The 14,627-nt window shown below is 59.7% G+C and carries 11 protein-coding genes; 6 read left to right on the forward strand and 5 right to left on the reverse strand.

Annotated elements, in window-relative coordinates; all coding sequences use genetic code 11:
- Positions 1–67 precede the first annotated feature (67 nt).
- From VWY75_RS18245 to mmsB, 6 genes are all read left to right on the forward strand, one after another.
- Positions 68–286, forward strand: coding sequence for a Com family DNA-binding transcriptional regulator (locus VWY75_RS18245; RefSeq protein WP_416538865.1), 219 nt, complete (start codon positions 68–70; stop codon positions 284–286).
- Entirely contained in the window at positions 249–1,010 is a 762-nt protein-coding gene (locus tag VWY75_RS18250) for a hypothetical protein (RefSeq protein ID WP_416538866.1), read from the forward strand. The genes VWY75_RS18245 and VWY75_RS18250 overlap by 38 nt, the downstream gene beginning before the upstream one ends.
- Before the next feature lie 301 nt (positions 1,011–1,311).
- Complete coding sequence (locus tag VWY75_RS18255) at positions 1,312–2,190, forward strand: hypothetical protein (RefSeq protein ID WP_416538867.1); 879 nt, start codon at positions 1,312–1,314, stop codon at positions 2,188–2,190.
- Between the two features lie 510 nt (positions 2,191–2,700).
- Complete coding sequence (locus tag VWY75_RS18260) at positions 2,701–3,846, forward strand: acyl-CoA dehydrogenase family protein (RefSeq protein WP_416538868.1); 1,146 nt, start codon at positions 2,701–2,703, stop codon at positions 3,844–3,846.
- 7 nt (positions 3,847–3,853) lie between these two features.
- Positions 3,854–4,894: an enoyl-CoA hydratase/isomerase family protein gene (locus VWY75_RS18265; RefSeq protein WP_416538869.1), complete on the forward strand. Its 1,041-nt coding sequence runs from the start codon at positions 3,854–3,856 to the stop codon at positions 4,892–4,894.
- Between the two features lie 3 nt (positions 4,895–4,897).
- A complete protein-coding gene (gene mmsB / locus VWY75_RS18270; RefSeq protein ID WP_416534844.1) occupies positions 4,898–5,773 on the forward strand; it encodes a 3-hydroxyisobutyrate dehydrogenase in 876 nt (291 codons plus the stop codon).
- Between the two features lie 855 nt (positions 5,774–6,628).
- Here the strand turns inward: mmsB and uvrA are convergent.
- The 5 genes from uvrA to VWY75_RS18295 all read right to left on the reverse strand — a co-directional run bounded on the left by uvrA (position 6,629) and on the right by VWY75_RS18295 (position 14,572).
- Entirely contained in the window at positions 6,629–9,505 is a 2,877-nt protein-coding gene (gene uvrA, locus VWY75_RS18275; RefSeq protein WP_416538870.1) for an excinuclease ABC subunit UvrA, read from the reverse strand.
- 110 nt (positions 9,506–9,615) lie between these two features.
- Positions 9,616–10,866: an MFS transporter gene (locus tag VWY75_RS18280; protein ID WP_416538871.1), complete on the reverse strand. Its 1,251-nt coding sequence runs from the start codon at positions 10,864–10,866 to the stop codon at positions 9,616–9,618.
- A gap of 129 nt (positions 10,867–10,995) precedes the next feature.
- Positions 10,996–12,390, reverse strand: a complete 1,395-nt coding sequence (gene lpdA / locus VWY75_RS18285) for a dihydrolipoyl dehydrogenase (RefSeq protein WP_416538872.1) — start codon at positions 12,388–12,390, stop codon at positions 10,996–10,998.
- A gap of 191 nt (positions 12,391–12,581) precedes the next feature.
- Positions 12,582–13,160 (reverse strand): DUF924 family protein, encoded by a 579-nt coding sequence (locus tag VWY75_RS18290; protein ID WP_340545738.1) that lies wholly within the window; start codon positions 13,158–13,160, stop codon positions 12,582–12,584.
- A gap of 137 nt (positions 13,161–13,297) precedes the next feature.
- On the reverse strand, positions 13,298–14,572 hold the full coding sequence (locus tag VWY75_RS18295) for an MFS transporter (protein ID WP_340545739.1): 1,275 nt from the start codon (positions 14,570–14,572) through the stop codon (positions 13,298–13,300).
- Between the last annotated feature and the right edge of the window lie 55 nt (positions 14,573–14,627).

The following is a 14,627-nucleotide window of genomic DNA, read 5'->3' on the forward strand; positions in this document are numbered from 1 at the left end:
CGACCAGCTCAATCTTATGGCCGCCCCCTGCCCTCGCGAGGACACGGCCTCTTTGGAGTGATTCCACTTGGAGCTGCAAGACCAACGCTGCGGTGAATGCCGCAGATTGTTATTCAAAATTGAGCCTGGCGCCCTTAGCGGCACGCTCGCCATCAAGTGCCCAAGATGCAAGGCACATAATAACCTGAGGCCGCAGAGCCCTTCACCTAAGCGCCAGAACAGCGAGCGCGATGGAAAGGAAGGGCAAAATGCCCAAGTTTCGCAACTGGATCACCTCCCGACATAGTCCCACGGAAAAGGCACGCCTTGTGCTGCCTCTGACGGCCGCGTCACAGCCTCAGCTTGACCGGTTAGGGAAATCAGACACGGCCAAACACCCGCTTGCCTTGGCCTGGATTGGCTATCATGACGCCCTCTGGGCATGCAAAACCTGGCACTACACCAAGACCATGCCAACCGGCAAAACCGTGAAAGTCGGCGTCTTTGAAGCCGGGCGTTTCATCGGCGCTGTTGTCTTCTCACGCGGCGCAACCCCGCGCATTGGCACCCCCTACGGTCTGGAACAGGTCGAGGTCTGCGAGTTGACGCGGGTAGCGTTGGACAATCACAAGGCCCCGGTGACCCAGATCATCAGCGAAGCCCTGGCCATGTTGAAGGCGCTGAATCCCGGCCTGCGCCTGGTGATTTCCTACGCCGCCCTTGAGGAGGGCCATCATGGCGGCATTTATCAGGCTGGCAACTGGATCTATGAGGACTGCGTTGCGTCGCACGCCTTCAAAGATGGCGACAAGCTGGTCCATGGCCGCACCATGAGCCTGCGCATCAAGCGCCTTGGCATGACTTACGCCGAATACGCCAAATCGCTTGGGTTCGAACAACTCCCCCGAGTTCACCTCAAACGGCACAAATACCTGATGCCCTTGGACCGGAAAATGCGCAGGCAGATCGAGCCCTTAGCAAAAGAATACCCCGATGCCCTGCCACAAGTTGAAAAGGAGGTTCCGGCTTAGGCCGGGGCTCCCCCTACCCCAGCAAGAACTTCAAACCGGCCTTTGAACCAGTTTGTTGCGAACGGCAGAAACGAGCCCAAACTGACCGATGCTGTGCAAGCCATGAATGTCCGCTGTTGCGAATCAGCCAGCGACCTTCAACAACTGCTTGGGTTTTGAACTGGCTCATGGAAGTTGGAAAATGCCAATTCTTACTGTTCTTACTGTGCCCGAAGCACAGGTCTGTAGTGAGTGACAAATGACCGATGTACGGAGTACGAAACCGTTATTGGCCACCGCTCTGAAAAGGAAAGACTAGCTCATGCAGCCATCATTTTTCGCGGAAACGCTATGGAGTTCTTCACTGCAACAGGCTGACATTCCGCGAGTCAGAGCCTTTTTAGAAAACAATGGCTTCCAAGGCATAGACTTAGCTTTGGTATCACCTCAGGGAGGTGACGCCACCAGAGTGCGTTGGTCCACCTATTACGATCCAACAGGACAATGCATTTCACATGCTCATGGCGTCCCAATCCCGGTCGGGTCGATTTTTCTAAAGTTGACTTTCAGCTATCAAAGCTCTGATGAGCGCGACGCTGAGCATGTTCAGCGCATCCTCGTGGCTAATGCCTTACGCGTGATGTTTGGTGCGCCTATTGCCCGCGACCTTGTTCTCGAAAGGCACGGAGAAATCGGTCTGCAGGGTGAGTCCTGTATTTCTGACATTTCTGACGTTGGCTTCGCTTCGGTATTCGACAACCAAAACCTCAACGTATTCGATAATCCGCCTATAGAGGAAGCGAAGCTGCGGCCCGTACCGCTCGAGGCGTCTACGTTGCTCGATAGTGCTTTCGCCCAACGCTATCCCTATGAGCGCTTCATCCTTATGTGGCTTGCATTCGAGGCTGTCTTCCACACCCATTCAGGTGGTGGAAGTAATGGCAACAAGCGCCGTCGCTACTTTTGTGATGAACTCGGATCCCAGATCGTAGGCGATGAGGTGAGAAGGATTTTTGATATTAGGAATGACACATTCAAGGAAGGAAGGCTTAATCAGATTAATTTCGATCAGATTTGCTTTTCATTATATGCAGCTTTGCAACTAGCCGTGTTGGAGGACTGTCCACAGCGGAAGGCCTACCTAACGGGATACGAGGACTACATAAAAACACAGGCAAAGGCGGTACAAGACCAGTCCTAGAAACACTATTTCGGGAAGGTTTCCGCAAACGACCGTTTGGCCAAATCTTGCGAACGTCCGCTCCGTCCGCGTTGTTGCCTTCTGGGTCACTGCCAACATGGGTCCGCAATCGCTGTGTCGGCTCGGTTCCAGCTCTTTAGAAGACCCTTTTAACGCCCCATAAAACTCTCTGCCGCCCCGCCATTTTTTAACGGTCTGGGCGGCGAACGTTCAAGTTTGCAATGGGAAGTGTCCCAAAACCGCAGCGCCGGATCGGGGAAGCCGAAGCTCTCGGATCTGGCTGGGCACCGGGTTTTGACCTAAAAAGCAGGGAAATCATGAAAATGAGTTGCTGCAACTTGAAGTGTCCGAGTTTGCAAACGGAAGTGTCCCGCTACAACAGCAGCTTTGCACCGCTGCGGCTTGCCCTGCTGCCCTTGGGTCGCTAGAAAATAAACAACCGTTCAATTCATGACGACCCCGGCGGGTCAGATCCGGGCCGGGCCGCGTTCACATCAGGGAGGATATGCTGTGGATTTCGCATTGACCGAGGAACAGACCGCCATTTTCGATATGGCTTTCGCCTTTGGACAGGAGCATATCGCCCCCTTCGCCCGCCAGTGGGAGGCCGAAGGCACCATTCCGAAATCGCTCTGGCCGCAGATCGGCGAGCTGGGGTTCGGCGCGCTTTATGTCTCCGAGGAAACCGGCGGCGCGGGGCTGTCCCGGCTGGATGCCACATTGGTCTTTGAGGCGCTGTCGATGGCCTGCCCGTCTGTTGCCGCCTTCCTGTCGATCCACAATATGTGCGCCAAGATGCTCGACAGCTTTGCCAGCGACGAGATGAAGGCCCGGATCATGCCCGACATCCTGTCGATGCAGACCGTGCTCAGCTACTGTCTGACCGAACCCGGCTCCGGCTCCGATGCCGCCGCCCTCAAAACCCGCGCCACCAAGACCAACGAGGGCTACACCCTCAACGGCACCAAGGCATTCATCTCCGGTGGCGGCTACTCTGACGCCTATGTCTGCATGGTGCGCACCGGCGAAGACGGCCCCAAGGGGATCTCCACCGTCTATGTCGAAGATGGCACGGCGGGCCTCAGCTTTGGTGGGCTTGAGGAAAAAATGGGCTGGAAGAGCCAGCCCACCGCGCAGGTCCAGTTCGACGACTGCACGATCCCGGCCAATAACCTGGTCGGCGAAGAAGGCAGCGGCTTCAAATACGCGATGAAGGGTCTCGACGGCGGGCGCCTGAATATCGCCTCCTGCTCGCTCGGGGCTGCGCAGCAGGCGCTGACCATGACCCTGAAATACATGTCCGAACGCAAGGCCTTTGGCAAATCTATCGACCAGTTTCAGGGGCTGCAATTCCGCCTCGCCGATATGGAAATCGAATTGCAGGCGGCCCGTGTATTCCTGCGTCAGGCGGCTTGGAAGCTGGATCAGGGCGCGCCGGATGCCTCCAAACACTGCGCGATGGCAAAGAAATTTGTCACCGAAGCAGGCTCCAAAGTGGTGGATCAATGTTTGCAGCTGCATGGCGGCTATGGCTATCTTGCCGATTACGGCATCGAAAAACTGGTGCGTGATCTGCGCGTCCACCAGATCCTGGAAGGCACCAATGAAATCATGCGGGTGATTACCGCGCGCCATCTGCTGGCGGAAAACCACTGAGGCCGACATGAGCGATATTGATATCCGCATCACCGGCCGCGCCGGGCGGATCACCCTGACCCGTGGCAAGGCGCTGAATGCGCTGAGTTATGACATGTGTCTGGCGGTCGATGCCGCCCTCAGGGCCTGGGCAACGGATGACGCGGTCGATCTGGTGGTCATGGACGCCGAGGGCGAAAAAGCCTTCTGCGCCGGCGGTGACATTGCCGAACTCTACCAGACCGGCACCAGTGGCGATTACGACTATGGTCGCCGGTTTTGGCGCGATGAATACCGTATGAACGCCCGGATCTTCGAATACCCCAAACCGGTGGTCAGCTTCCTTCAGGGGTTTGTCATGGGTGGCGGCGTCGGTCTTGGCTGCCACGGCACCCATCGCATTGTCGGCGACAGCACACGTATTGCCATGCCCGAGGTCGGCATCGGCCTCATCCCCGATGTGGGCGGCAGCCTGATGCTGGCTCTGGCGCCCGGTCGGCTTGGTGAATATCTGGGCCTCACCGGTGCGCGCATGACGGCGGCGGACGCGATCTACGCAGGCTTTGCCGACCATTACATTCCCGAGGTCAGCTGGCCTGCGCTGATTTCGGAGCTTGAGCAGACCGGCCGTGCCAAGAGTCTCGAAAGCAGCGCAGAGACCGCCCCCGAAGGGCAGCTGGCCGCGCTGCGTGCCGACATTGACCGCAGCTTTGGCGGCGAGGCGCTTGGCGATATCCTGACGGCGCTCAATCATGACGCCAGCAGCTTTGCCGAGGACACGCTGAAAACCCTCCGCCGCAATTCGCCGCTATCAATGGCCTGCACCGTCGAGCTCCTGCACCGGCTGCGCCTTGGCAGCATGAGTATTCGCAAAGCGCTGGAACTGGAGTATCGCTTTACTCACCGCGCAATGGAAAAGGGCGATTTTCTGGAGGGCATCCGCGCCCAGATCATTGACAAGGACCGCCAGCCCAAATGGCAATATGCAGATCGTGAAGTGCCTGCTACCGCTGTCAGCCAGATGCTGATGCCACTGGCCCGCGACACGCTGCAGTTCGAGGAGGAGTAAGACATGAACATCGGATTTATCGGTCTCGGCAATATGGGGGGCCCAATGGCCGCCAATCTGGCAAAGGCAGGCCACACCGTCACCGGCTTTGACATGGCGGATGTCTCGATCGAGGGCGTCACCATGGCGGCCTCCGCCGCTGAGGCCGCGACCGGCGCAGAGGTGGTGATCACGATGCTGCCCAACGGCGAGATCCTGCGCTCGGTTGCCGATGACGTGATCCCCGCAATGGCGACCGGTGCTACATTGGTTGACTGCTCTACCGTCGACGTCGACAGCGCCCGCGCGGTCGCCGATCGTGCCGGGTCGGCCAATCTGATGTTTGTCGACGCCCCGGTTTCCGGCGGTATTGGTGGCGCATCGGCCGGCACGCTGACCTTCATGGCCGGTGGCAGCCAGGCCGCCTTCGACGCAGCCAAGCCGCTGTTTGACGTGATGGGACAAAAGGCTGTGCACTGCGGCGATGCCGGCGCCGGTCAGGCCGCCAAGATCTGTAACAACATGATCCTCGGCATCACCATGATCGGCACCTGCGAGGCCTTTGCCCTTGCCGACAAACTGGGTCTCGACCGTCAGAAGATGTTCGATGTGGTCTCCACCTCCTCTGGCTACAGCTGGTCGATGAACGCCTATTGCCCGGCGCCGGGGGTTGGCCCGCAGTCGCCTGCCGATAATGACTACAAACCCGGGTTTGCCGCCGAGCTGATGCTGAAAGACCTGCGTCTGGCCCAGCAGGCCGCCCATAGCGCCGATGCCGACACGCCGATGGGGGCGCTGGCGCAGGCGCTTTATTCCATGTTTGTTGAGGAAGAAGGCGGCGCAGGCAAGGATTTCAGCGCCATGCTGCCGCGCTTCGCGGCCCGCAGCCGCCACGATTGATCCGACAGCTGAGCCTTTTGTCTCCGCCAGATCCGGCCCCCCGTGACCTGACGCCTGACTCAGGGTTCGTAAAAAACATCCAGGCGCCGCACCCATTCCGGGCTGCGGCGTTTTTCTCTGATTTGGCGTTATTCACGCATTTTGATGCTGCCCCCCTCAGGCGCTTTACAAGCGGGGGAATTAAATAAAATGATCAACAGTTTGTCGGGAAACCTTCGTTAACAGGCAATTAATTAACAGATCCTCACATTAGGAAATGTAAAATTATTATTTTTACGCAGGGCGACGCGTTAACTTTTTCCTAGACGCATGAATATTCATATGTCAACCTACGAATAGATCAGCCAAATATCTGATCCCCCCTGACGATGCGGCTAAAAACGGCCACTCTCTCTGGAAGCAATCCGGGCCCTATTTCGTTAATTGGCAGTAGGCCGATGGCGTATAGACATTAATACAGCAATTATCAGGAAAGGACCGACCTATATATAAGCGACACTTTGCGAATACGTAAGAAACGACACTGAACCCCCACCGGTATCGTCTATTTCGTCGCATTTACACAGGTTCGCTTGGCTTCTGAGAAGAAGACTTCCACGCCAATTGGATTAAACGATTTTGGTTTGCGGCATCTGCTGCCTGCGCCCCTCGTCCGCAGGCTCTCCCCCACCCCCCCGAAGGGTGCCGCGCCGTCCCAATCCAGCTCTGTGGAAAGCGCCGCTGACAGAATGTCGGCGGCGCTTCGTCTTTTTAGGCTTCGTCGTTTCAGGATACCGTTTCGCAGGACACTGGCAGGATCGGCTCAGCGCGACAGGGACTATGTCCCGCCACAGACTGACGGCCGCGCCTGGCGGATCACTCCGCCGCCAGGCTGCGCGCCTTCAGGATATCCTTCAGGTAGTGGCCGGTATGGCTGCCTTCGGTGGCGGCAACCTCCTCGGGTGTGCCTGCGGCCACGATCTGACCGCCGCCGTCACCACCTTCAGGACCGATATCAATGATCCAGTCGGCGGTTTTGATCACATCGAGGTTATGCTCGATCACCACGACGGAATTGCCCTGATCGACCAGCTCATGCAGCACTTCCAGCAGCTTGCGCACATCCTCGAAATGCAGACCAGTGGTCGGCTCGTCCAGAATATAGAGCGTCCGCCCGGTTGAGCGTTTGGCCAGTTCCTTTGACAGCTTGACCCGCTGCGCCTCGCCGCCGGACAGGGTGGTCGCCTGCTGGCCCACCTTGATATAGCCAAGGCCCACCCGCATCAGCGCATCCATCTTGTCACGGATGGACGGCACCGCCTGGAAGAACTGCTGCGCATCCTCCACCGTCATATCCAGCACATCGGCAATCGACTTGCCCTTGAACTGGATCTCCAGCGTCTCACGGTTATAGCGTGCGCCCTTGCAGGTTTCGCATTCGACATAGACATCCGGCAGGAAGTGCATCTCGATCTTGATCACCCCATCACCCTGACAGGCCTCGCAGCGACCGCCCTTCACGTTGAAGGAGAACCGGCCCGGTTTGTAGCCGCGCGTCTTTGACTCCGGCAGCCCTGCAAACCATTCGCGGATCGGGGTAAAAGCACCGGTGTAGGTCGCCGGGTTTGACCGTGGCGTCCGGCCAATCGGGCGCTGGTCGATGTCGATCACCTTGTCCAGATGCTCCAGCCCCTTGATCGTCTCGCAGGGCGCCGGTGTCTGACGCGCGCCGTTCAATCGCATGGAGGCGGTCTTGAACAGCGTCTCAATCGTCAGCGTGGATTTGCCGCCGCCAGAGACGCCGGACACACAGAGGAATTTACCCAGCGGAAACTCCGCCGTCACCTCTTTCAGGTTGTTGCCGGTGGCCTTCACCACTTTCACCGATTTGCCATTGCCCTTGCGCCGCTCGGCCGGGACCGCGATCTCACGCTTGCCGGACAGATATTGCCCGGTGATCGAGGCTTCATCGGCCGCGATCATCTCCGGCGTGCCATGGCTGACCACCTGGCCCCCATGCACCCCGGCACCCGGACCGATGTCAAAAACATAATCCGCCTCGCGGATCGCATCCTCATCATGTTCGACAACAATCACCGTATTGCCCTGATCGCGCAGGTTTTTCAGCGTCTCCAGCAGCCGGTCATTGTCGCGCTGATGCAGCCCGATAGAAGGTTCATCCAGCACATAGAGAACGCCCGTCAGACCAGAGCCGATCTGCGACGCCAGACGGATCCGCTGGCTTTCGCCACCGGAGAGCGTGCCGGCATTGCGGCTGAGCGTCAGATATTCCAGACCAACATTGTTGAGGAACCCCAGACGTTCGCGGATCTCCTTCACGATGGCGCGGGCGATTTCCTGTTTCTGCGTCGACAGGTGGTTGGGCACATCCTCGATCCAGGCCAGCGCCTCGCGGATCGACATCTGCACCACCTGCCCCACATGCAGCCCGGCGATCTTGACCGCCAGCGCCTCTTCGCGCAGTCGGTAGCCTTCGCAGGTGCCACAGGGGCGGTTGTTCTGATAGCGTTCGAACTCCTCGCGGATCCAGCTGGAGTCGGTCTCGCGGTAGCGGCGTTCCATATTGGGGATCACCCCCTCAAAAACCCGCGTCACCTCATAGACACGACCGCCCTCATCGTAGCGGAACTTGATTTCCTCATCGCCAGAACCGTGCAGAAACACCTGCTGCACCTTATTGGGCAGGTCCTTCCACTTGGTGTTCTTGTCGAACTGGTAATGTTTGGCGATAGCTTCGATGGTCTGTAGGAAATAGGGCGATTTGCCCTTGCGCCAGGGCGCCAGCGCGCCGTCATAGATCTTCAGGTTCTGATCCGGCACCACCAGCCGCTCGTCAAAGAACAGCTCAACCCCCAGACCGTCACATTCCGGGCAGGCCCCAAACGGCGCGTTAAAGGAAAACAGCCGTGGTTCGATCTCGGGAATGGTAAAGCCGCTGACCGGACAGGCAAAATTCTCGGAAAAAGTAATCCGCTCAGGCTCAGGCGCTTCTTCGCCCTCGGCCGCACGCGGGGCGGTTTCCAGAATGGCGATGCCATCAGCCAGATCCAGCGCGGTGCGCAGGCTGTCGGCCAGCCGGGTTTCCAGACCCTCACGGACCACCAGACGATCAACCACCACATCAATGTCATGGCGGAACTTCTTGTCCAATGTCGGCGGTTCATCCAGCTCGTAGAATTCGCCATCCACCTTCACGCGCTGGAAGCCCTGTTTGCGCAGCTCGAGGAACTCCTTGCGGTACTCCCCCTTGCGGTCCCGCACGATGGGCGCCAGCAGGAAACCACGGGTACCCTCCTCCAGCGTCATGATGCGATCGACCATATCCTGCACCTGCTGCGCCTCGATCGGCATTCCGGTGGCCGGCGAATAGGGCGTGCCAGCGCGGGCAAACAGCAGACGCAGATAATCGTAGATCTCGGTCACGGTCCCCACAGTCGAACGCGGGTTCTTCGAGGTGGTCTTCTGCTCAATGGAGATCGCAGGCGACAGGCCGCTGATGTGATCCACATCCGGCTTTTCCATCATGTCGAGGAACTGGCGTGCATAGGCCGACAGGCTCTCGACATAGCGGCGCTGGCCTTCGGCATAGATGGTATCAAACGCGAGGCTGGACTTGCCCGAGCCCGACAGGCCGGTGATCACCACCAGCTGATCGCGCGGGATATCCACGTCGATGTTTTTCAGGTTGTGCTCGCGCGCGCCGCGCACTTCGATCGATTTCAACTCAGCCATACTGCCCCCAGATTCAACGCCAGCCGCCCTTGCGACCGGTGTCCGACCCTACAGATAGGGACTGCGCGCCGAGTCTCCAATAGAAAAAAGAGAACAGAGGGCGAACGCCTTCAGATAGCTGCCCTTTGCGCCCGCCGTCGGGCCAGCATCACATGCACGGCCAAGCCGCCAAGGAACAGCAGCAGCGCCATTCCCATCATCCCGTGGTATCCGCCAAGCGCAACAGCCGCCACCATCAGCGGCGTGCCAATGGCATTGCCCATATTGCCGGCCTGGCTCATCGCGCCATTGGACTGCGCCTGCTCTGCCGCCTCAGCATTCAGCTGCGGCACGGAGGCAAAGCTGGCCCCCTGCACCAGACCAAAGGCCACCGCCAGCGCCATGCAGGCCAGCGGCAGCCCCGGCATCAGCAGCAGCCAGACGGCGCCACCAGCGGCCAGCAGGAACCCGGCCTGCACCACCCGCACCGCCGCTACCCGGCGCAGCAACCAGACCCCGAGTGTCATCGAGGTGGCAATGCTGACCAGCGGCATGGCGCTGACCACGCCGACCCGTACGTCCGCATCCAGATGCGGCGGCAGGACCGTCAGCAGCGCCACGAAACAGGTGGTATAGAACAGCCAGCCCGCCGCCGGGGCCACTTTGGCCGGAGAGCGGTAGATCTCAAGATGCAGGCCCGGCAGCTCCGCCAGCTTGGGCAGCGGCAGACGCGGCGGCACCTGCACCGATTTCAGCACCCGCCCCAGCAACAGCGCCAGAACCGCCATCACCAGCGCATGGGCGCCAAACAGCGACAACAGGCCGAACCCGGCAACCAGCGGCAGGCCGAACCAGACCAGCAGTGCAAAAGACACGCCAAAGAAGGTGCTCCAGATCGACAGCGCCGTGCCACGGTGGCGCGGGCTACAGATCTGCGGGATCAGTGTTGGGGCTGCCACCACGATCCCCAGATGCGACAGACCTTCGATCAGCCGTGTTGCCAGAAACAGACCATAAGGCAGATGCAGCGCCTGAAGCGCCGACATCGCCGCCCCGATCCACAGCGCCCAGACAAGGCTGCGGCGATAGCCGAAGGAGGCGACAAACCCGCCCGCAACCACGCCCAGCAGAATGCCCAGCACCCCGACCATGGTCACCGTCAGGCTCAGCGATGACCCCGCAGCCGGATACAGCAGCCCCAGCTGATCAAAAATGATCGCGATCTTGCCGTATTGCGCCGCTGCCCCCAGGCCGGCGACCCAGATGATCATCACCACGCCCCAGCGGGTCTGCGGTTCCTGGAGGTGGGGGGTGTTCATTGGGCTGCCCTCATTGCAATTGCGCCTGGCGCTTGGAATCCGCCAAAACCGGTCGAAGCGCATGGCATAGCGCGCCCCACTGCAAAGTACCAGCCGAGCGATACATCAAACACGACCCCCCGGACGCAGAAACGCCCGAAGCATGGCCTCGGGCGTTTCTGTCATCTCAATCAATCAGGCCCAAAGACCAGATTACATATGGATCACCCGATCAAAGGCATCGAGCACGCTCTCATGCATCATCTCGCTCAGCGTCGGATGCGGGAAGACGGTGTTCATCAGGTCTTCTTCGGTGGTCTCCAGCTGGCGACCCACCACATAGCCCTGGATCATCTCGGTCACCTCGGCGCCAACCATATGGGCCCCCAGCAGCTCGCCAGTCTTGGCGTCAAAGATGGTCTTCACCATGCCCTCGGCCTCACCCAGCGCAATCGCCTTGCCATTGCCGATGAAGGGGAAGCGGCCGACCTTGATGTCATAGCCCAACTCCTTGGCTTTCGCTTCGGTATAACCGACAGAGGCGACCTGCGGCTGACAGTAGGTGCAGCCTGCAATGCTTTCCGGCTTCACCGGATGCGCGTGCTTGCCCGCGATCAGCTCGGCCACCATGACGCCCTCATGCGACGCCTTATGCGCCAGCCAGGGCGCCCCTGCGATATCGCCGATGGCATAAAGGCCATCGACGCAGGTGCGGCAGTATTCATCGGTCACGACATGAGTACGGTCGACCTTGACGCCCAGACCTTCCAGCCCCAGCCCCTCGACATTGCCAACGATGCCCACGGCGGAAATCACGGTGTCGAACTCCTGTTTCTCCACCTTGCCGCCGACCTCAATATGGGCGGTGACTTTGCCCTTGCCGCGGTCCAGCTGCTTGACCATGGCTTTCTCCATGATCTTCATGCCCTGTTTGACAAAGGCCTTCTTGGCAAAGGCGGAGATTTCCGCGTCCTCGACCGGCAGCACCCGGTCCATCACCTCAACAACCGTGGTGTCAGCGCCCAGCGTGTTGTAAAAGCTGGCAAATTCAATGCCGATGGCGCCGGAGCCGATGACCAGCAGCTTCTTCGGCATCCGCACCGGTTGCAGCGCGTGTTTGTAGGTCCAGACCAGATCGCCGTCCGCTTCCAGCCCCGGCAGTTCGCGCGCACGGGCGCCAGTCGCCAGCACGATATTCTTCGCCGCCAGTTCCTGCGTGCCCTTTTCGGTTTTCACCGACACTTTGCCCTTGGCCGGGATCGTCGCCTCGCCCATGACCACGGCAATCTTGTTCTTCTTCATCAGATGGCCAATGCCGCTGGACAGCTGCTTGGCCACCCCGCGCGAACGTTTCACCACCGCATCGAGGTCATAGCCGATGTTGTCTGCCTTCAGGCCGAAATCCTTGGCCCGCTCCATCAGGTGGAACACTTCCGACGAGCGCAGCAGCGCCTTGGTCGGGATGCAGCCCCAGTTCAGGCAGATGCCACCCATATGTTCACGTTCGACAATGCAGGTCTTCAACCCCAGCTGGGCGGCACGGATGGCGGCAACATAGCCCCCCGGCCCTGCGCCGATTACGATCACGTCATAGGTTTCTGCGGCCATGGTGGTTCCTCGCCATACTGGATCAAAAACTAGTTCACCGTTAAACTATTTCTCGCGGCACTGCAATCACACTATGCAACCGCATAGGAGCCATGCAAGAAACAGCGACGCCGCACCCCGTTCCTTGGGGCACGGCGCAAAAACAGTGTCAGGGCAGGATGCGTTTCAGGCAAGCCCGAAAGGCAGCCGCCTCAGCCTGCGGCCTGAAGACTGCGCATGGTGCTGCCATAGCCACCGGCCATGACGTAATCCATTTCCGGCGCGGTGCTGCTGCGCGCCAGCGCCTCGTTGCGATAGGGGAAACGGCCGAACTGGCGGATCACCTCGCGGTGGGCGCGCGCATGCAGCAGATTGGACGCGCCGTTCTTGGGCATCCGCTCCAGCATCAGCCGCACGCAGCGTTCCTGATCGCACAGGTTCTCCGAATGCATCAGCGGCAGGTAGAAAAACTGCCGCTGCGGTTCGTCGATCTTCATGTCCCAGGACTTGCTGATCGCACATTTCGCCGCCGCCAGTGCCAATGTATCCGACGAGAAAGCCTGCGCCTGCCCCCGGAACATGTTGCGCGGAAACTGATCGGTCAGGATGATATAGGCCAGAACCCCCTGCGGGCTGCTGCGCCAATGGTCGCATTTGCCGGCACAGGCCGCCTCCCATGTTGGCTGAAACCGGCGCCGGATCTCCTCATCCAGCGCGTCATCCTGCATGTACCACCCCTTCTCTCCCGTGCTTACAAGCCAGAAGTCCAGGATCTCCTCGGGACCTGTCATAGGTCTGCCTCCACATAGATACCGTTCTGAAATTCAGACTTTTTTGCAGAGATTTTACAAGGGCAAGCCCGTCACGATTTGCGTCATACACGACAGTTTCGTGAAAAACTTGCCACAGTTCCCGTGAGTTAGCGCAATCAGCTCGCTTCGGCGGCGGCTTCTTGCTCCTCGATGTCCGCCTCGATGGCATATTCCTGGGCGAACTCAACCGCAACAGGAGAGGCCGTCGGCGACATCGCAGACATGATCCCAGTCTCTTCGGTGGGAATCGCCGGGCGCTGGGTTGTGCGATAGGCAGCATAGACCGCCAGCATCAGCAGCAGCAGCGCGGTAAACAGGAAGAACCCCGGCGCACCAAAGACCTCATCCCCCATCAGCCAGCCGGTGATCAGCGGCCCGGCGACAGCGCCCAGCCCGTTGATGAACACCAGCCCACCCGAGGCCGCCGCCATGTCGTCATAGTCGAGATAATCGTTGGTATGGGCAATCAGCAGCGAATAAAGCGGGTTGGTCATGCCCCCGATCAGGAAGGCCGCAATCAGCAGGAAACGGAAATCAGCCCCCAGGATCATCGCCCCGATCGCAGCACCGCCGGCAACCGCCGCGCCAAACAGGATCAGGATCCGCCGGTCCATCCGGTCCGACATCCACCCCAGCGGGTATTGCATCAGCACAGCCCCCACATAGAAGGTCGCAACGAAGATCGAAATCTGCGTCAGGCTCAGCCCGGCCGCAGCGCCATAGACCGCGCTCATGCCAAATTGCGCCGAGAACACGCCCCCCAGCAGGAACATGCCCACACAGCCCAGCGGCGAGGCATCCATCAGCTGGCGCAGGGTCATCGGCTTGGTCCGGTCAAAGGCCGGGGTTGGCGAGATCGACAGCAGAATGGGGGCAAAGGAGACCGAAACCACCACCGAGGCGATGACAAAGGTCTCATATCCCGAGGGATCGCCGACCAGCAACAGCGCCTGCGCGCTGACGATGCCGATCATCTGCACGATCATATAGAGCGACAGCGCCTTGCCCCGGTTGGCATTGTCAGAGGCATTGTTGAGCCAGCTTTCGGCGGTGACATACACGCCGGAGAAACAGAAACCGATCAGCACCCGGCCCAGCATCCAGGCCACCGGGTTGGTGATTGCCGGATAAAGGATCATCACCGCCGAGATGAACGAGGCCAGCGCCGCAAAGACCCGCACATGGCCGACCCGCCGGATCATCTCCGGCGCCAGACGCGATCCGCCCAGAAAGCCGACAAAATAAGCCGACATGACAAAGGACATCTCGAGGGTAGAAAACCCTTCGATCTCGCCCCGAACGCCCAGCAGGGTCCCCTGAAGACCGTTGCCGACCATCAGCATACCCATACCCAAAAGCAGCGCCCATGCGCTCGACAGCACCTGCCACATTGCCCGTCTCTCCTACTTCGCTTGTCCGTACCAGAGCGCGCCGAACGGGCTCTGG

The sequence above is a fragment of the Phaeobacter sp. JH20_08 genome, from assembly GCF_048056635.1.
Taxonomy (GTDB): Bacteria; Pseudomonadota; Alphaproteobacteria; order Rhodobacterales; family Rhodobacteraceae; genus Phaeobacter; species Phaeobacter bryozoorum.